The organism is Streptomyces sp. NPDC059582, from assembly GCF_042735715.1.
GTDB lineage: Bacteria > Actinomycetota > Actinomycetes > Streptomycetales > Streptomycetaceae > Streptomyces.
This window is the reverse complement of record NZ_JBHWCC010000005.1, coordinates 147822-165052: the sequence shown is the minus strand read 5'-3', so window position 1 is coordinate 165052 and position 17231 is coordinate 147822. Positions and strand designations below refer to the sequence as shown.

Below are 17231 nucleotides of genomic sequence, written 5' to 3'. Positions count from 1 at the left end.
TGAAGTCGCCGGTCCGCGTGCCGTGCACCGCCCCGTCGTCCGCCATCGCGCCCTTCGCTCACGTCACCGCTCCGTCTTCGGACTCGTGTGCTCTGGAATACGTACGGACGAGAACTCCTCCGCGCTCACCGCCGGCCAGCCCGTACGGCCGACGGCCCCCTCGCCGCTCACCGCCGACGGCTCCGTACGGCCGACGGCCCCCTCGCCGCTCGCCGCCGACGGCTCCGTACGGCCGACAGCCCCCTCGCCGCTCACCATGTGGGCCGTGCCGAGACTCCGCCGTCCAGCACCAGGTCGTGTCCGGTGAGCCAGGACGCCAGGGGTGAGGCCAGGAACACGCACGCGTCGCCCACGTCCCGCGGGCGTCCCAGCCGGCCGAGCGGGGCCGCCTGTCGCCACCGCCGCACGCCCTCCGGCCAGGCCTGCTCCAGTCCCTCGCGGTCGATGAGCCCGGGGGAGACGGTGTTGACGCGGATGCCGTGGTGCCCGTACTCCAGGGCCGCGGAACGGGCGTGCATCACCACCGCCGCCTTCGAGGCCGCGTAATGGGCGTGCGCGACCGCGGGCATCCGGGCCTCGATCGAGGCGATGTGCGTCACCGTGCCGCCGCCCTCCTGCCCGCGCATGACCTCCACGGCGGCCTGCGTGCAGGCGAACACGCTGGACAGGTTGGTGTCCACCACCGCCCGCCACTGCGCCGCCGTCATCCCCGCCAGCTCCCGCGTCGGCTGCACGCCCGCGTTGTTGACCAGCGCCGTCAGCCGGCCCTCGCCCCAGGCGGCCGCCTCGCCGACCAGGCGCCTGCACTCGTCCTCGTCGGTCAGGTCCGCGCGCAGGACGACGGTCCGGGCGCCCGAGTCCCGCAGGGTGTCCGCCGTGTCCCGCGCCGCCGCGACCGAGGTACGGCAGTGCAGCGCGACCGCCGCGCCCTCCTGCGCGAACCTGAGCGCGATGCCCCGGCCTATACCGCCGCCCGCGCCCGTGACCAGGGCGACCTGTCCCTGAAGAAGCCCGCTCATGGGCGGCACAGTGCCACGATCCGGGCGGCCTCGGCCGGATAGCGCGCCGTCAGTTCCGCCGGATCACCGTGCTCGTAACCCTCGTACGCGAAACCGGGGGCCATGGTGCAGCCGAAGAACGTCCACGCGCCGTCGCCGTCGACCCGCGCCCCCATCCAGGTGCCGGCGGGCACGGTGAACTGGAGGTGCTGGCCGGCCCGTACGTCGGGGCCCAGGACGACCGTCTCCGCGGTGCCGTCGGGGGCGAGGAGCAGGAGGCGCAGCGGGTCGCCGAGGTGGAAGTGCCAGACCTCGTCGCCGGGCAGCCGGTGCAGGGCCGAGAAGTCGTCCGCGGTGAGCAGGACGACGATCGCGGTGCCCTCCGGGCGGCCGTCCGGCCGCTCGGGGCCCGCCCAGGTACGGCGGAACAGGCCGCCCTCGCGCGGCAGGGGCCGCAGATCGTAGTGGGCGACGAGGTCTTCCGGGGTCACCCGGGGAAGGCTACCTCCCGGCGCAGGAAGGCCAGTTGGGCGTGCTTTTCCGGCAGGTACACGTCCGGGAGGTCGATCTCCGGCAGGACGACGACCGGGCCCGCCTCGAAGCCCTGGCGCAGGAAGCGGCTGATCGCCTTCTCGTTGCGCACGTCGGGGTCGACCACGACCCGGCGCCGGTCCAGGACCACCAGGACGTACGTGGCGAGGACGCCCATCAGGGCGGACGACCAGCCGGGGCGCACGCCCTCGTCCCCGGCGGGCGCGAGCAGCAGGTGTACGCCGATGTCGCCGGGCCGGACCTCGTAGCACTCGCTGACCCGGTCGGCGTCGGGCTCGTAGGTCTGGAGCAGGCCGACCGGTTCGCCGTCCTTGACGGCGAGGTAGGCGTGGTGGGTGTCGAGGGTGTCCAGGTGGGCGTAGATCTCGGCCACCTGGTCCCTGGTCAGGCCGTTCATGCCCCAGAAGGCGGCGCGCTCCTCGCTCACCCAGCGGTGGACGACCTCGGCGTCGGCCTTCGCGTCGAGGGCGAAGAGGCGCACGGTGCCGAAGCCGTCGGCCTCCTGCTCGTGGAGCGCCTCGCGGTCGGGGGCGGCAAGGGGGTCAGACATCGGTCTCCTTCTCCAGCTGGTCCCAGTCGGTGACGACCGGGGCGAGATCTCCCGCCAGCCACAGCGGGAGCTGATCACGGTGGTGCGGTGTGCCGGGGATGCCGGAGGCGCCGAACGGCACCACCCAGCGGCTGTCCTCGCGGCGGGCCAGGTCCCACACGTAGCGGGCCGCCGGGCCGCGCGCGGCGAGGTCGGTGAGGCCGGGCACGGCGGTGGTGCACAGCACGCAGTCGTGGTCGCCGGACAGCCCGGGTCCGGTGTACGACGGGTCGGGCAGCGCCTGCCAGGGGGCGAGCCGGTGGGTGTCGCCCCACGGGCGGTCGGCCGGGTGGGCGGCGGCCGTCTCCTCCAGGGCCTCGCGGACCACGGCCGCGCGGTCGATGCCGTACAGCTTCTCGGCGCGCAGCAGGTGTTCCAGGGCGAAGCCGACGCGCGGGGCGAGGGCGAGCCAGGGCAGGAGGACCTCGGGGTAGGCGGGCGGTGTGGTCAGGGCGGCGAGCGCGGGGTGGGCGGCCAGCCGGCGGACGACCGCGCCGCGCAGGGCCGCGTAGGCGGAAGCGTCCGTGCTGGTGGCGTCCATGTGCCGGTTCCAGCGCAGGAGGCTCTCGCGCAGGCCGGCGGCCTGTTCGGTGAGGCCGTCGAGGGCCGCCAGGTGGTCCAGCAGGGCGGCGGCGGAGGCGAGGTGGGTGTCGGTGTGGATGGCGGGCATGTCGGCCGCGGACAGGACGCGGCGCCGGTCGAGGAGGGCCCGGATGCGGTCGGCGCGGTGCGGCGGCGCGAACTCGACGCCGAGGGGGGTCGCGGGGCCGCGCTGGTTGGCCATGACGGCGATGCCGTCGGTCAGACCGGCGCGGGGCGGCTCGTGCCAGCCGGTCCACTCGTGGCCGGGCTCCCAGGCCGGGACCAGCCGGGTGCGGTTGGCGTCGGAGCGCACCGGCACCCGGCCCGCGACCCGGTGGAGCAGGCCGCCCTCGGTGTCGGCGGCCTGGACGACGTTGACGGGCTCGGCCCAGGCGTCGAGGGCGCGGTCGACGTCGGCGACCCGGCGGGCGCGCAGCAGCGGAAGGAGCGCGCCGAAGCCGAGGTCGGCGGTGACGCGGGGCGGGTAGCGCAGGCTGAGCGCGAGTGCCGTGCCGTCGTCGAGGCCCTCGGGGCCGCCGGCGATGACCGGGCCGCGGTCGGTCTCGATGACCTCGACCTCGACCGTCTCCTCACCGGCCACGCGGACGAGTTCGGTGTGCCGGGTGGCTCGGTGCCAGGTTCCGTCCGGGCCGAGGGCCTCGACGCCGGCGCCGGTGCGGCGCAGCCGTTCGCGGTAGAGGTCCTGGTAGTCGGCCATGGCGTTGGTGATGGCCCAGGCGACCGTGCCGGTGTGACCGAAGTGGGCGATGCCGGGGATGCCGGGCACGGCGAGGCCGACGACGTCGAACTCGGGGCAGGCGAGGCGGATCTGCTGGTAGACGCCCGGGTCCTCGATGAAGCGGTGCGGGTCGCCGGCGATGACGGCCCGGCCGGTGGCCGTGCGCTCGCCGGCGACCAGCCAGCCGTTGCTGCCGGAGGTGCCGGGGCCGTCGGTGGCGAACAGGCCGACCGCGTCCGGGCCGAGGTGGCGTACGGCCTCCTCCCGCCAGAGCTTGGCGGGGAAGCCCGCGAAGAGGATGTGGGTGGAGAGCCAGACGGCGAGCGGGCTCCAGGGCTCCCAGCGGCCGGGCGGGAGGTCCGTCCGGGTGAACTCCGGGGCCGTGGTGGCGGCCAGGCCCTCGTTGACGCCGTCGACGTAGGCGCGGACCCAGTCGGCCGTCTCGGGGTCGGTCCGCTCCAGGGCGGCGTAGCAGCGTCTGGCCGTGTCGTCGAGGCGGACGCGGCGCGCGAAGCGGTCCCAGGGCAGGGCCTCGGGTCCGAGGAAGGCGGCGGAGGTGCCCTGGGCGCGGTGCCGTTCCATCTCCAGCTGCCAGGCGCGGTCCCGGGCGGTGACCCGGCCCTGGGCATGGGCCAGTGCGTGGGCGCTACCCGCGCGCAGATGCGGAATTCCCCACGCATCTCGGTAGATCTCGGTGGTCACCGCTGTGGCCCCTCTGTCTTTTAGGTTAGCCTTGCCTAAGTAGGCCGTGACGGAATCGTACGCGAGACGTGAAGGAGTGCCATGGGGCAGGGGCGGGGTTGGGAAGGTGCGGTCCTGAGGCTGATGCGCGCCAAGGACTTCACCTTCACGGTGACGGACGCCGAGGACGTCACCCCGGACTTCCGGCGGCTGCGCCTGACCGACGGCGGCCTGCTCGCGGCGGCCGGCGTGCACCCGACGATGTGGGTGCGGCTGTGGTTCGACAACGCGGGCAAGCCGCACCAGCGGGCCTACACACTGGTCGATCCGGATCCGGCGGCCGGCACCTTCGCTCTGGAGTTCGCGCTGCACGAGGGGTGCGCCAGCGACTGGGCCCGGGCCGCGAAGCCCGGGGACACCGTGGAGGCGACCGTCCAGGGCACCGGTTTCGAGCGGCCCGAGCCCGCCCCCTCGCACCTCGTGGCGATCGGCGACCCGGCCTCGCTGCCCGCGATCAACTCCCTGCTCGACGCGGTCGGTACGGCCCCGGCGACCATCTTCTTCGAGGGCGCAGCCGACGCCCTTCCGCTGCGCGCCGACCCGGCCCGCCACGAGGTGCGCCAGGTGCCCCGGCCGGACTCCGGCGGCCGGCTCGTGGAACGGGTGAAGGCGGACCTGCCCGCACTGCTCGCGGCCACCCCGGACCCGTACGTGTGGATCGCCTGCGACACGGTGACGACCCGGGCGCTGTCGACGTACGTACGCAAGGAGCTGGGCGTTCCCAAGCACCGGACGCACGCGCTCGGGTACTGGCGCGCGTCCTGACCCCGTACGCGCGATCATCTACCCATGGACGTCACCCTGCACCTCGCCCAGGACCCCGAGGCCGACGAGCTCCTCGGCCGCTCCCCGCTCGCCGCGCTGGTCGGGATGCTGCTGGACCAGCAGGTCCCGATGGAGTGGGCGTTCAAGGGGCCGGCGACGATCGCGCGGCGGATGGGCGCCGACGACCTGGACGCGCACGCGATCGCGGCCATGGACCCGGAGGCGTTCGCCGCGCTGCTGTCCGAGAAGCCGGCCGTCCACCGCTACCCGGGGTCCATGGCCAAGCGGATCCAGCAGCTGTGCCAGTACCTCGTGGAGCACTACGACGGTGACGCCGAGGCCCTCTGGCGGGGCGTCGGCAGCGGGCCGGAACTGCTCGGGCGCCTCCAGGAGCTGCCCGGGTTCGGCAAGCAGAAGGCACAGATCTTCCTCGCGCTGCTCGGCAAGCAGCTCGGGGCTCGGCCCAAGGGCTGGCGGGAGGCCGCCGGGGCCTACGGCGAGGCGAAGTCCTTCCGTTCCGTCGCCGACATCACCGGGCCCGAGTCGCTCGCCAAGGTGCGGGCGCACAAGCAGGAGATGAAGGCGGCGGCGAAGGCGGCGAAGGCGGCCGGCGCCTAAGGCCTCTCGTTCGGACCGGGTCGGTCGTGGCCGACGGGGCTGATCGGCGAGCCCGAGCGGGGTGTGGCGCGGGTGGCCGCGAGGCGGAGGAGGGCGTCGAGGCCGAGCGCCGGCAACCGACGACAACGCCGCGCACGCGCGTGCCACACCCCGCGGCACCGGACCGATCCGAACGACAAGCCCCAGCCGTCAGCCGCCCGGCCCAGCCCGGGTGGCGGGAGGCCGGAACCCGGTCCAAGCATGGACCATGACCGAGCCACCGACCGGTGCCACCTGGGGCCCGGAATACGACGACCGCAAGGTGCACGCCGAACGCGCGTCCGTCCCGCCCGGCGGCGGCCGGACCGGCGGCCACGAGCTCGAACCACCGCTCGAAGGGCCGCTGCACGCCCTCTCCGAGGCCGCCTGGCAGGTCGTCCTGCTCACCGGCGTCGCCTCGCTCGTCCTGGGCATCCTGGTGCTGATCTGGCCGGGCGCCTCGCTGCTCGCCGCCGGCGTCCTTTTCGGCATCTACCTGCTGGTCAGCGGAGTTCTCCAGCTGGTCTCCGCGTTCGGCACCCACAAGAAGACCTCGCTGCGCGTGCTGGCCTTCATCAGCGGCGCCCTGTCGATCGTGCTGGGCCTGTTCTGCTTCCGCGGCCCCATGCAGTCGATCCTGCTGCTCGGTCTGTGGATCGGCATCGGCTGGGTGATCCGCGGGATCACCCAGACCCTGGCCGCCGTCCACGACCGCGGCATGCCCGCGCGCGGCTGGCAGATCTTCCTCGGGATCGTCACCTTCATCGCCGGGATCGTCCTGATCGACTCGCCGTTCGAGTCGGTCGCCGTGCTCACCCTGGTCGGCGGGATCTGGCTGATCGTGGTCGGCATCGTGGAGATCGTCACCTCGTTCCGGATCCGGGGAATGGCCCGGCAGGTCCCGCGCGCCGCATGAACCCCGCCTACGCCGAGCGGGCGGATCTGCCGCCCGGCGCGATGAACGTCGTACGCCGCCCGGGGAGATGAAGCTCCGTGAGCAGCAGCACCGCCCCCCGCCGCACCCCGTACGGCCGTGCCTGGCTGCGGGCGCTCGTCCTGCTGCTCGCCCTGCTGGTGCCGGGCACCCACGCCGAGGTCCACGCGGCCCCGGCCGTCTCCGGCGTCTCCGGTGAGACGACCGTCGAGTACGACATCCTCGACGGCGCTCTGCGGCCGCCGGCCCGCACCGCCCACCGGCCCGCCGCGCCCCTGCGGCCCGCGCCCCTGCCGGATCCCGCGCCCGGTGCGGCCCGGGGTCCGGCCTGCACCGCCCCGCTCGGCTCCGCGTACCCCCCGCACCCCGCCCTGAGCACCGTGGTCCTGCGCTGCTGACGAGAACCGGTCTCCTCCGGTCCCCCTCGGTTCAGTACGACGCAAGGAACACGGACAGCCATGCTCAAAGACCCGTACGCGGTCCTGCGCGCCCTGCTGCGCGCCGAAGCCGCACGCAACGCGCCGAAGCCGGAGACGAAGGAAGCGAGGCAGGCGAAGCCGCAGCCGTCGCCCGTGAGCGAGCGGCAACACGGCTGACCCGGAGCCGGGCCGGACGCTTGCGCGCGTCCGGCCCGTCCCGGCAGGGCGGCAGTTGCTCACCCCCGCCGCCGGACCGTCCTCGCCACTCCCCGGTGGCCCGGGCTCCCGATGGGCGGTCCTCAGCGTCGGCGGCGGGCCGTGCCGAAGAGGGAGCGGCTGATCTCGCGGCCGAGTTGGGTGCCCAGGGAGCGGGCCAGGGACTTGAACATGCCGCTGCCGACGACCTGTTCGACGACGGACTGCTGCTCCCGGGGCGCCGCCTGCCGGCGGCCCGTCGGGGCCGCCTCGGTGGGAGCCTGCGACTGCGCCGCCGCGAGCTTCTCGTACGCCGACTCCCGGTCCACAGCCTGTGCATAACGGGCGTGCAGCGTCGAGGAGCGGACCGCCTCGTCCAGGGCCGTGGCGTCCGCCGGGCCCATCAGGGACTCGGGGGCGCGCAGCCGGGTCGCGGCGACCGGCGTCGGGGCGCCCTTCTCGCTCAGCACGGTGACGACGGCCTCGCCGGTGCCGAGGCCGGTGAGGAGCTCCTCCAGGTCGTAGCGGGAGTCCGGGAAGGTCTTCACGGTGGCCCTCAGGGCCTTCTGGTCGTCCGGGGTGAAGGCACGCAGGGCGTGCTGGACGCGGTTGCCGAGTTGGGCGAGGACGTCACCGGGCACGTCCTTGGGGGTCTGCGTGACGAAGAAGACGCCGACCCCTTTCGAGCGAATGAGGCGGACGGTCTGCGTGATCGAGTCGAGGAACGCCTTGGAGGCGCCGGAGAAGAGCAGATGCGCCTCGTCGAAGAAGAAGACCAGCTTCGGCCTGTCCGCGTCGCCCACCTCGGGCAGGTCGTGGAAGAGGTCGGCCAGCAGCCACATCAGGAAGGTGGAGAAGAGCTGCGGCTTGTCCTGGACGGCGGGGAGTTCGAGGACGGAGACGACGCCCCGCCCGTCCGCCGCGGTGCGCAGCAGCTCGCTCGTGTCGAACTCCGGTTCGCCGAAGAAGTCCGCCATGCCCTGCGCCTCGAACGCGGTGAGCGAGCGCAGGATGACCCCGGCCGTGGCCGTGGACAGGCCGCCGATGTTCTTCAGCTCGCCGCGGCCCTCGTCGGAGGTGAGGAAGGCGACGACCGCCCTGAGGTCCTTGAGGTCGACGAGTTCCAGGCCCTTGGTGTCGGCGTAGTGGAAGATCAGACCGAGCGACTGCTCCTGGGTCTGGTTGAGCTGGAGCACCTTCGACAGCAGTACCGGCCCGAAGCTGGTGATCGTGGCCCGCACCGGGATGCCGTGGCCGAGTCCGCCCAGGGCGAGGAACTCCGCCGGGAACCCGACCGGCGTCCACTGCTGGTGCACCTCGGCGGTACGCGAGCGCACCCTGTCGTCGAGCCGCCCCGGCCGCGAGATCCCGGACAGGTCGCCCTTGACGTCGGCGAGGAAGACGGGCACCCCTTGCGCCGAGAGCTGCTCGGCGATCAGCTGGAGCGTCTTGGTCTTTCCGGTGCCGGTGGCGCCGGCGACCAGACCGTGCCGGTTGAGCATGGGCAGCGGGATGCGGACCTGGGCGTCGGGCAGACAGTTCCCGTCCCAGATCAGAGCGCCCAGATCGAGCGCCGGTCCGGCGAAGGCGTAGCCGGCGGCGATCTCCAGAGCCTCCCCCGGGAGGGCGGGGGCGCTGGCGGCGGCCTCGGGAACGGCGGCCTGCGGCACTGTCTCGCTGTCACTCATCTCTGGCCCCTGTTCCCGTATGCCCCGCTTTACACCGTCTTTTCCAGCGTCGCACTCCGTCGCCATGGCTGCGCCCGGAACGTCTGGGCCGGTAGGCTTTCCGTGTGATCTTCAAGCGCATCGGAAACGGCCGGCCATACCCCGACCACGGCCGGGAAAGCACCCGGCAGTGGGCGGACGTCGCGCCGCGCCCGGTCCGCCTCGATCAGCTGGTGACCACCAAGCAGCAGCTCGACCTCGAGACCCTCCTCGCCGAGGACTCGACGTTCTACGGCGACCTCTTCGCGCACGTCGTGAAGTGGCAGGGCGACCTGTACCTGGAGGACGGGCTGCACCGCGCGGTGCGGGCGGCGCTCCAGCAGCGACAGGTGCTGCACGCCCGCGTGCTCGAACTGGGCTGAACCCCGTACCGGTCACAGTTGACCCTTTCGGGTACTCCTCACCCCAGTCGGATGATCATCTATTAGTCAGGGCCGCTCCGGCGCACTACGCTGCGCTCATGAGCATGCTGACTCCTCCCGGCATGGGCGGCCAGTACCGGATCACGGGGGACAAGTACCCGCGTATGCGCCCACCCCGGCGGCGCGGCAGGCTTGTCGTCGTGGGCATCGCCTCCGTCGCCGTGCTGGGCGTGGTCGGCTGGGGCACGCTGCAGCTCATCGACGTCTTCACCGGCGGGGGCAGGAAAGCGGCGGCCAGCGCCAAGGCGGGCTGCGCCACCAAGGCCAGCCCCTCGGCGAGCGCGACCCCGCGGGTGGTCCCGAAGCCCGCCCAGATCACCGTCAACGTCTTCAACGCCACGCCCCGCGCCGGGCTCGCCAAGCAGACCGCGGACGAGCTCAAGAAGCGCGGCTTCCGCATCGGCGAAGTGGGCAACGCGTCGAAGGAGTTCGACAAGAAGGTCGCGGGCGCGGGCGTACTGCTCGGCCCCACGTCCTCTCTGAACACCTCGCTGCCCGTGCTCGCCACCCAGCTCGGTACCGCCGAGCGCCGCACGGACGCCGCCCGCAAGGGCGACACCGTCGACCTCGTCATCGGCACCGGCTTCAAGCAGCTGACGGCGAAGGCGGAGGCCGACAAGGCACTGGCCGGGCTGACCACGCCGGACCCGGCGTCCAGCAAGACGAAGAGCGGCTGCTGACGACCCGGGGGGTCTTCGAGCAGCCGCCGTAGGCCGTACCGGCCTTGTGGGCCGTCCCCGGCCCGTTCGTCCTGTCGGGTTCGCCGGAGGGCCCTCTCGGGCCCCTCGAGCCTCCTGGGCCTGCCGGGTCCGTGAACCGCCCGCGAGCCGCCGCCCGTCAGTCGGCCGTCAGCCCCCCGGCTCCTCCCGGCGGCCTATTCGGCAGCGCCGTAGAGGCGGTCTCCCGCGTCGCCCAGGCCCGGCACGATGTAGCCCTGCTCGTTGAGGTGGTCGTCGACGGCAGCCGTGACGACCGTGACCGGGGTGCCCGCGAGCTCGCGCTCCATGACCGCGACGCCCTCGGGGGCGGCCAGCAGCACCACGGCGGTGACGTCGTCGGCGCCGCGCTTGATCAGCTCCTGGATCGCCGCGACCAGCGTCCCGCCCGTGGCGAGCATCGGGTCGAGGACGTAGACCTGACGGCCGGAGAGGTCCTCCGGCATCCGCGAGGCGTACGTGGAGGCCTGCAACGTCTCCTCGTCGCGCACCATGCCCAGGAAACCCACCTCCGCGGTCGGCAGCAGCCGCACCATGCCGTCCAGCATGCCGAGGCCGGCCCGCAGGATCGGCACGACCAGCGGGCGCGGGTGGGACAGCTTCACACCGGTGGTTTCGGCGACCGGCGTGACGATGTCGACCTGTTCGGTGCGCACGTCACGCGTGGCCTCGTAGGCGAGCAGGGTGACCAGCTCGTCGGCGAGGCGGCGGAAGGTCGCGGAGTCGGTGCGGCGGTCGCGCAGCGTGGTGAGCTTGTGGGCGACCAGGGGGTGGTCGACGACGTGGAGACGCATGTCCACAACAGTAACCGGGCCGAACGGGCCCGGCGCCCCCCACACTGGGTCAGCCTCTGCCCCGGGCTCGGGGAGATCCCTGGCGTCAAACCGCCCGTCGGAGGGAAGGTGGTGAGGACGGACCGGGGTGGTGTGTCTATGCCTGAGCTGCCTGACCTGCCTGACCTGCCTGATCGCGACTCGCCGGACGCGGGCGAGCCGCCCGAGACGGCTGCCGAGCGCCGTCGGCGACGCGCCCAGTTCCTGCACGACCTGGCCGAGGCGCGGGAACTGCGCGACCGCGTCCAGCCGCGCCGCGCCAGGACGGCCAGGTTGCGGCACGCGGTGCGGATGCGGACCTTCCGCTGGTAGGACTCGCCCGGACCGCGGACCGGTCCGACGGGAGGCGATCAAGGGGGTGGCCGTGCGCGGACGTTGGGAAAAGCCGCGTACGATCCGCAGGTGGCGGCAACGAGTGTGCTGGTGAGTCCCGTTCGGACGCGCTTGCCCCCGTGCGATCAAAACTGCCAGACACAGGGAGCCGAAGACGTCCCCTGAACGCCTTGTTTCTGCCACGATTCCGAGTGGGTGGGGCTCGGAGCACAGCTCTCCCCGCCCGCAACCTCCGCCGGGGGGACCCCCAACCGGCACGCCTATGACCAGTGGGAGAGTCACGGTGTACTTCGCCGCACTGCTCGCGCGCACCGAAGACGGGTGGGAAGCGAGCGACACGGAGCTCGACGATGTGGAGACCCTGTCGGATCTCGCCGACCTGGCCCGGGAGGCCTCGCCCGACGACGACACCGTCCTCGTGCTCATCGAGCAGGAGGACGGGTGGTTCGGAGTCGTCCGGGTGGACGGCGAGGACGACCCGCGCATCTACGTCTCCGACGCCGCCGCCGCCGCCCGCAGCAGCTACGGCGAGATCCTGCTCACCGACGAGCTGCTCGGCCGCGACCCGGGCGACCCCGACGACGAGCTGGACTCGCTCGACCTCGACGGCACCGAGGACGGTGACGACCAGGACGAGGACGAGGACGACGAGGGCCCGGCCGGGGACGGCGGTTCCGACGAGGCCGTGCCGCACGGCCCGGTCGGCGACCCCGGGATCCTCGACGACCTCGGCATCAGCGAGAAGGAGCTGAAGTTGCTGTCGGACGACGCGCTCACCGAGATCGCCGAGGCGCTGGGCGCCGCCGACGTCCTGGAGACCGTCCGCTGACCGCACCAGAGGCGGCCCGGACCCCCGACCCGGTACGCGACCGCTGGCGGGCCGCGATGCGGCTCGCCCTGGACGAGGCCGCACAGGCCGTCCGGGGCGGGGACGTCCCCGTCGGCGCCGTCGTGCTGGCTCCGGACGGCACGACCGTGCTCGCGGCCGGGCACAACGAACGTGAGGCCGGCGGGGACCCGACCGCGCACGCGGAGGTCCTCGCCGTCCGGCGGGCGGCGGCCGCGCTCGGCGAGTGGCGGCTCACCGGCTGCACGCTCGTCGTCACCCTGGAGCCCTGCACGATGTGCGCGGGCGCCCTCGTGCAGTCCCGCGTGGACCGGGTCGTCTACGGCGCCCGCGACGAGAAGGCGGGCGCGGCCGGCTCCCTCTGGGACGTCGTACGCGACCGGCGGCTCAACCACCGTCCCGAGGTGATCGAGGGCGTCCTGGCCGAGGACTGCGCGCGACTCCTCACGGAGTTCTTCCGGGACCGCTGAACCCACGAACACGAACCCCGAGCCACACACCCGGGGTCGCCGCACCCGGCACCGCACGACCGCCGCACCCCGGGCGGAAAGACCCCCGGTAAACGGATTTCAGAGCACGGCCCACCTTGGGGTAGGGTCTCCCTCGGTAGCGTGTCCGAGCGGCCGAAGGAGCTCGCCTCGAAAGCGAGTGTGGCGCAAGTCACCGAGGGTTCAAATCCCTCCGCTACCGCAGATAGGAGAGGCGCCCGGTTCATCGAACCGGGCGCCTCTTCGGTTTCCGTCTCAGTTTCCGTCTCAGTCAGCCCCGTCGGCCGTAGAGGTGGGGAACGGCGAGCGCTCCCGACCCGCGACGCCAAGCCGGGAGGCCGCGCTGAATCGTGATGGCAAAACCGGAGGTGCCCCTCCCGGCCCGTCGTGCTCACCGTGCCTGGGTCCAGTCGCCCGCCTCCATGCCCCAGATCCCTCCGGTTCAGTCGCGGCACCGGACCGGGTGCGGTCTCGGTGGGGCGCACGAACGTCCAGGCGCCCGCCCCGGCCCATGGTCGGGGCGGGCGCGCGTCGCCGCCATCCCGAATGTGACGAACAGTCATAATACGTTCCATTCTGTCAGCCCGGTCGAGAGGATTGCTGTGGCTATCTGTCAAACCGTGAGGGGGGTGGGCGCGCAGGAGGCCCTCCCGTCGTCGGCGCCGCCTGGTCTTCGAGTGCGTCGCTCGTGGCGGGATGGGGCGCTGCGGGCGCTGGTGGCAGGTCTCGTCGTAGCGGCCGGCCTGGCCCTGCCCATGGTGGCCCCGCAGGCCGCCCAGGCCGTGCCGCCCGGCACCTACGCCTACGTCGCCAACTTCAACGCTGACACGGTGTCGGTGATCAACACAGCGACGAACACGGTGGTGGTCACGGTTCCCGTGGGCGATGCGCCGTGGGAAGTGGCGGTGTCGCCGGACGGCACCCGCGCCTACGTCACCAACCGCGCCGATGACACGGTGTCCGTGATCAACACCGCGACCGACACGGTCGTCGCCACCGTCCCCGTCGGCCTTGAGCCCCTGGGGGTGGCGGTGTCGCCGGACGGCACCCGCGCCTACGTCACCAACTTCAGCGCCAACACGGTGTCCGTGATCAGCACGAACACCAACACGGTCGTCGCCACCGCCCCCGTCGGCGCTGCTCCCATCGGGGTGGCGGTGTCGCCGAACGGCACCCGCGCCTACGTCACCAATTCCGACGCCGACACGGTGTCCGTGATCAACACGGCGACGAACACGGTCGTCGCCACCATCCCCGTCGGCGACTTCCCGTTCGGGGTGGCGGTGTCGATGAACGGCACCCGCGCCTACGTCACCAATTTGAACGACGACACGGCGTCCGTGATCAACACGAACACCAACACCGTCGTGGCCACCGTCCTCGTCGGCGATGCGCCCCAGGGGGTGGCGGTGTCGCCGAACGGCACCCGCGCCTACGTCATCAACGCCGACGCCGACACCGTGTCCGTGATCAACACGGCGACGAATACGGTCGTCGCCACCGTCCCCGTCGGCGATGCGCCTCGAGGGGTGGCGGTGTCGCCGGACGGCACCCGCGCCTACGTCACCGACGCCAACGCCGACACGGTGTCCGTGATCAACACGAACACCAACACCGTCGTGGCCACCGTCCCCGTCGACGACCTCCCGTTCGGGGTGGCGATCGGGGTCGTGCCCCAGCCGACGCTGACCTGCGCGACCGCCACGGCCACCATCACCGGTACCAACGGCAACAACGTCCTGATCGGCACTCCCGGCAATGACGTGATCTTCGCTCTCGGCGGCGACGACGTGGTCGACGGCCGCGGCGGTAACGACCTCATCTGCGGCGGCGACGGCAACGACGTGCTGTCCGGCGGCGACGGCAACGACCGCGTCGAAGGTGGCAACGGCGCCGACAACCTGAACGGCAACAACGGCAACGACGCCCTCTTCGGCGGTCCAGGCAACGACGCGCTCTTCGGCGGCCCCGGCACGAACACCAACGACGGCGGCCCCGGCTCCAACGCCTGCTTCACCCCCTCCACCGGACCCGGCTGCTTCTGACCCACCCACACGCCTCCGACCTGATCGACGAACATCGGAAACGGGCCCCGGCACATCCCTCGCCGCAGCAGCGACCGACGCCCGGGGCCCGTTTTCGACGCTCCGCGACACAGCCCGTCAGGGGGCCTACTGCACGCTCCGAAACCCTGCCGGCCAGGCACATTCAGCGTGGTTGCGCGGCTCATCGATCAGTGCCAGGTCGCGACTTGATCGACTGGGGACAAGTCCACCAACGTGCCCCCATCGCTCACCTGACCGATGGGAGCCCGCCGGCGGCTCCGGCGCCGGGCCCGTCTCCGTTCCGCCCGAGGATCAGCAGGACCGTGGCGGTGGTGTGCCGGGCGTCGTACAGCCGGCCGTCGCGAACCTTCGCGTCGGTGAGGAGCTCCTTCCAATCGTCGTAGTCCGTTCGGGGGGATGTGCCTCGGCCATTCGAAGTCGCGAACAGCCACCCCTCCGCAGCCCACTCGGCTCCTGCAACCGCGCGGTCCGCGTCCTGCTCGGCCTGGTGCAGCCTGAGCAGATCAACAAGCTGTGCGGGGACCCCGACCGCGCGCCTCCCCGCGCGCGACTCGGTCTCGGCCGTTTCAGGGTTCGTACGCTCCCGCTGCGGGCAGTAGCCGGCCTTTCGGCCGCAGGTGTCCCCGCACCCGTGGGCGTAGCGCGGTCGGCGACGGCTCCGACGGACCATCAGGACACCCCGCTTCAGGTCCAGCCGGTGAGCACCGAGCACGGGGATCAGGTGCCTTCGCACGGCCACCCGTACCCGACCATCGTGTTCTCGTTGACGGCCAGCGGCGCGATGCTCTCCACCCAGTGGGTCAGCCACGTCGCGGGCGCGGCCGGACGGGAACCGCGTGACCGGGCCGCGGAACCGTAAGATCGTTGGCCCTCGATTCGACGTGTAGTTACACTCGCCGCCGGTAGCAGGGGCGCCCGCACCAGGGACCCCAGGGGCACGGCAGTCACAGGGGAGGCCGCGGTGGCGGTGAATGCGAAGAAGATCGCCGTGTATGTGCTCGTGGTCTTCGCGCTGTATGTGATCATCACAGACCCGGCCAAAGCCGCGGACTACGTCCAGATAGCCTTCGAGGGCATATCGGACGCCGCCCAGGCCATCGGCGACTTCATGACGTGGGTCGCCAACGGAGCCAAGAACTAGGGAGTCCCCGTGATCCGCCACCTGGTCCTCTTCAAGCTCAACGAAGGTGTGGACCGTGACGACCCGCGGGTCGTCGAAGGCGTCGCCGCCTTCCGGGCGCTCGGCGGCCGGATCGACGAAGTGCGCTTCTGGGAGTTCGGCTCGAACATCACCGACCGGCCCATCGCCCACGACTTCGCGATCAACTCGGCGGTGGACGACGCGGACGCCCTCCAGCGCTACCTGGAGCACCCCGCACACCAGGCGGGCGTCGCCCTGTGGCGTGAGTTCGCCACCTGGGTCGTCGCGGACTACGAGTTCTGACCCACAGGCCGCCCACCGACACGAACATCCCTGCGAAGCCCTGCGCCGGAACGAACAGTGCGGGGCTTTTTTGCGTCATATGCCCCAACTCGCCCTCAACACGGCGTTATGCGGTGCTTGCACACAGTGCACATGTCTTGTGATGCTATGACCGCTTTTGACGGATGATTGACGGATGAAGAGGTGGCGTTGACCGTGTCGGCCAGTACTGCGCCGCCCCAGGAGGAGGCCCCCGCCCAGGCGGAGGCTCCCGAGGCCCCTGTTCCGGCCCCGGCTCCGGAGAAGCGCCGCGGCGCCGACACCCGGGCCCTCACCCAGCTGCTCTTCTCCCAGCTCAAGGATCTTCAGCCGGGCACCCCGGAGCACAACCGGGTGCGCGGGGCGCTCATCGAGGCGAACCTCCCGCTCGTGCGCTACGCGGCCGCCCGCTTCCGCAGCCGCAACGAGCCGATGGAGGACGTCGTCCAGGTCGGCACCATCGGGCTCATCAACGCCATCGACCGCTTCGACCCGGAGCGCGGCGTGCAGTTCCCGACGTTCGCGATGCCGACGGTGGTCGGCGAGATCAAGCGGTACTTCCGCGACAACGTCCGCACGGTCCACGTACCGCGCCGGCTGCACGAGCTGTGGGTACAGGTCAACAGCGCGACCGAGGACCTGACGACCGCCTTCGGGCGCACCCCGACCACCGCCGAGATCGCCCAGCGGCTGCGCATCGGCGAGGACGAGGTGCTGTCCTGCATCGAGGCCGGACGGTCGTACCACGCCACCTCGCTGGAGGCCGCGCAGGAGGGCGACGGGCTGCCCGGACTGCTCGACCGGCTCGGCTACGAGGACCCGGCGCTGGACGGCGTCGAACACCGCGACCTGGTCCGCCATCTCCTGGTCCAGCTGCCCGAACGCGAACAGCGCATCCTGTTGCTGCGTTACTACAGCAATCTCACCCAGTCGCAGATCAGCGCGGAACTCGGCGTCTCCCAGATGCACGTCTCGCGGCTACTCGCGCGTAGCTTCCAGCGGCTGCGCTCCGCGAACCGGATCGAGGCCTGACCGCACGCCGGATCGAACCGTCACCTTAAAGAGCGAATCGCTCACCAGGACCGTTCCCGACAGTTACGCGGTGAAGGACCGTCAGACCCCTTCTCTGCAGGGCCGATCCGCTCCTCACATGTCGACATGTCACTACAGCGTGTTGCCGACATGTG

21 protein-coding genes, 1 tRNA gene and 1 pseudogene are annotated in these 17231 nt (G+C 72.1%); 15 read left to right on the top strand and 8 right to left on the bottom strand.

Features of this window, described 5'->3' with window-relative positions:
- Window positions 1–63: 63 nt before the first annotated feature.
- Genes ACFV0T_RS07355 through ACFV0T_RS07335 form a run of 5 tightly spaced genes read right to left on the bottom strand, consistent with a single transcriptional unit; the run spans window position 64 to window position 4162 of the window.
- Window positions 64–255 (bottom strand): hypothetical protein, encoded by a 192-nt coding sequence (locus ACFV0T_RS07355; RefSeq protein WP_385775424.1) that lies wholly within the window; start codon window positions 253–255, stop codon window positions 64–66.
- A complete protein-coding gene (locus tag ACFV0T_RS07350) occupies window positions 252–1019 on the bottom strand; it encodes an SDR family NAD(P)-dependent oxidoreductase (protein ID WP_385775422.1) in 768 nt (255 codons plus the stop codon). Before ACFV0T_RS07350 ends, ACFV0T_RS07355 begins: the two co-directional genes overlap by 4 nt.
- On the bottom strand, window positions 1016–1489 hold the full coding sequence (locus ACFV0T_RS07345) for a cupin domain-containing protein (RefSeq protein ID WP_385775419.1): 474 nt from the start codon (window positions 1487–1489) through the stop codon (window positions 1016–1018). Before ACFV0T_RS07345 ends, ACFV0T_RS07350 begins: the two co-directional genes overlap by 4 nt.
- Window positions 1486–2100 (bottom strand): GNAT family N-acetyltransferase, encoded by a 615-nt coding sequence (locus ACFV0T_RS07340; protein WP_385775417.1) that lies wholly within the window; start codon window positions 2098–2100, stop codon window positions 1486–1488. Before ACFV0T_RS07340 ends, ACFV0T_RS07345 begins: the two co-directional genes overlap by 4 nt.
- Window positions 2093–4162 carry a penicillin acylase family protein gene (locus tag ACFV0T_RS07335; RefSeq protein ID WP_385775415.1) on the bottom strand — a complete coding sequence of 690 codons (2070 nt, stop codon included), beginning with the start codon at window positions 4160–4162 and terminating at the stop codon, window positions 2093–2095. Before ACFV0T_RS07335 ends, ACFV0T_RS07340 begins: the two co-directional genes overlap by 8 nt.
- 81 nt (window positions 4163–4243) lie before the next feature.
- Here ACFV0T_RS07335 and ACFV0T_RS07330 point away from each other — a divergent pair, with 81 nt between their 5' ends.
- From ACFV0T_RS07330 to ACFV0T_RS07310, 5 genes are all read left to right on the top strand, one after another.
- On the top strand, window positions 4244–4966 hold the full coding sequence (locus ACFV0T_RS07330; RefSeq protein ID WP_385775412.1) for a siderophore-interacting protein: 723 nt from the start codon (window positions 4244–4246) through the stop codon (window positions 4964–4966).
- A 24-nt stretch (window positions 4967–4990) separates the two neighbouring features.
- On the top strand, window positions 4991–5584 hold the full coding sequence (locus ACFV0T_RS07325; RefSeq protein WP_385775409.1) for an HhH-GPD-type base excision DNA repair protein: 594 nt from the start codon (window positions 4991–4993) through the stop codon (window positions 5582–5584).
- Window positions 5585–5831: 247 nt separating this feature from the next.
- Window positions 5832–6518 carry an HdeD family acid-resistance protein gene (locus tag ACFV0T_RS07320; RefSeq protein ID WP_385775407.1) on the top strand — a complete coding sequence of 229 codons (687 nt, stop codon included), beginning with the start codon at window positions 5832–5834 and terminating at the stop codon, window positions 6516–6518.
- A 77-nt stretch (window positions 6519–6595) separates the two neighbouring features.
- The gene (locus tag ACFV0T_RS07315) at window positions 6596–6934 is read left to right on the top strand and encodes a hypothetical protein (RefSeq protein WP_385775405.1); all 339 of its coding nucleotides are present in this window, start codon (window positions 6596–6598) and stop codon (window positions 6932–6934) included.
- Between the two features lie 60 nt (window positions 6935–6994).
- Complete coding sequence (locus tag ACFV0T_RS07310; RefSeq protein WP_385775403.1) at window positions 6995–7132, top strand: hypothetical protein; 138 nt, start codon at window positions 6995–6997, stop codon at window positions 7130–7132.
- A gap of 122 nt (window positions 7133–7254) precedes the next feature.
- On the opposite strand, the gene ACFV0T_RS07305 is transcribed toward ACFV0T_RS07310, so the two are convergent.
- Window positions 7255–8838: a helicase HerA-like domain-containing protein gene (locus tag ACFV0T_RS07305; protein WP_385775400.1), complete on the bottom strand. Its 1584-nt coding sequence runs from the start codon at window positions 8836–8838 to the stop codon at window positions 7255–7257.
- 104 nt (window positions 8839–8942) lie between these two features.
- On the opposite strand from ACFV0T_RS07305, the gene ACFV0T_RS07300 reads away from it, so the two are divergent.
- Together ACFV0T_RS07300 and ACFV0T_RS07295 are read left to right on the top strand one after the other, a co-directional pair.
- A complete protein-coding gene (locus ACFV0T_RS07300) occupies window positions 8943–9239 on the top strand; it encodes a type II toxin-antitoxin system VapB family antitoxin (RefSeq protein ID WP_003986294.1) in 297 nt (98 codons plus the stop codon).
- 122 nt (window positions 9240–9361) lie between these two features.
- Entirely contained in the window at window positions 9362–9979 is a 618-nt protein-coding gene (locus ACFV0T_RS07295) for a LytR C-terminal domain-containing protein (protein ID WP_385775542.1), read from the top strand.
- Window positions 9980–10173: 194 nt separating this feature from the next.
- Here ACFV0T_RS07295 and upp read toward each other — a convergent pair whose 3' ends face one another.
- The gene (upp, locus tag ACFV0T_RS07290; protein ID WP_385775398.1) at window positions 10174–10809 is read right to left on the bottom strand and encodes a uracil phosphoribosyltransferase; all 636 of its coding nucleotides are present in this window, start codon (window positions 10807–10809) and stop codon (window positions 10174–10176) included.
- A 138-nt stretch (window positions 10810–10947) separates the two neighbouring features.
- On the opposite strand from upp, the gene ACFV0T_RS07285 reads away from it, so the two are divergent.
- The 5 genes from ACFV0T_RS07285 to ACFV0T_RS07265 all read left to right on the top strand — a co-directional run bounded on the left by ACFV0T_RS07285 (window position 10948) and on the right by ACFV0T_RS07265 (window position 14561).
- Window positions 10948–11160 carry a hypothetical protein gene (locus ACFV0T_RS07285; RefSeq protein WP_385775396.1) on the top strand — a complete coding sequence of 71 codons (213 nt, stop codon included), beginning with the start codon at window positions 10948–10950 and terminating at the stop codon, window positions 11158–11160.
- Window positions 11161–11464: 304 nt separating this feature from the next.
- Window positions 11465–12010: a hypothetical protein gene (locus ACFV0T_RS07280; protein ID WP_385775540.1), complete on the top strand. Its 546-nt coding sequence runs from the start codon at window positions 11465–11467 to the stop codon at window positions 12008–12010.
- A 56-nt stretch (window positions 12011–12066) separates the two neighbouring features.
- A complete protein-coding gene (tadA, locus tag ACFV0T_RS07275) occupies window positions 12067–12498 on the top strand; it encodes a tRNA adenosine(34) deaminase TadA (protein ID WP_385775393.1) in 432 nt (143 codons plus the stop codon).
- Between the two features lie 135 nt (window positions 12499–12633).
- Window positions 12634–12718, top strand: a tRNA-Ser gene (locus tag ACFV0T_RS07270).
- A 475-nt stretch (window positions 12719–13193) separates the two neighbouring features.
- A complete protein-coding gene (locus ACFV0T_RS07265) occupies window positions 13194–14561 on the top strand; it encodes a beta-propeller fold lactonase family protein (protein WP_385775391.1) in 1368 nt (455 codons plus the stop codon).
- A 304-nt stretch (window positions 14562–14865) separates the two neighbouring features.
- Here ACFV0T_RS07265 and ACFV0T_RS07260 read toward each other — a convergent pair.
- A pseudogene (locus ACFV0T_RS07260) lies at window positions 14866–15476 on the bottom strand (hypothetical protein); the annotation flags it as partial.
- A 67-nt stretch (window positions 15477–15543) separates the two neighbouring features.
- On the opposite strand from ACFV0T_RS07260, the gene ACFV0T_RS07255 reads away from it, so the two are divergent.
- The 3 genes from ACFV0T_RS07255 (at window position 15544) to ACFV0T_RS07245 (ending at window position 17076) form a co-directional block, all read left to right on the top strand.
- Window positions 15544–15723: a hypothetical protein gene (locus ACFV0T_RS07255; RefSeq protein WP_385775389.1), complete on the top strand. Its 180-nt coding sequence runs from the start codon at window positions 15544–15546 to the stop codon at window positions 15721–15723.
- A gap of 9 nt (window positions 15724–15732) precedes the next feature.
- Window positions 15733–16026, top strand: coding sequence for a Dabb family protein (locus ACFV0T_RS07250; protein WP_385775387.1), 294 nt, complete (start codon window positions 15733–15735; stop codon window positions 16024–16026).
- A 189-nt stretch (window positions 16027–16215) separates the two neighbouring features.
- On the top strand, window positions 16216–17076 hold the full coding sequence (locus tag ACFV0T_RS07245) for an RNA polymerase sigma factor SigF (RefSeq protein ID WP_385775538.1): 861 nt from the start codon (window positions 16216–16218) through the stop codon (window positions 17074–17076).
- Window positions 17077–17231 lie beyond the last annotated feature (155 nt).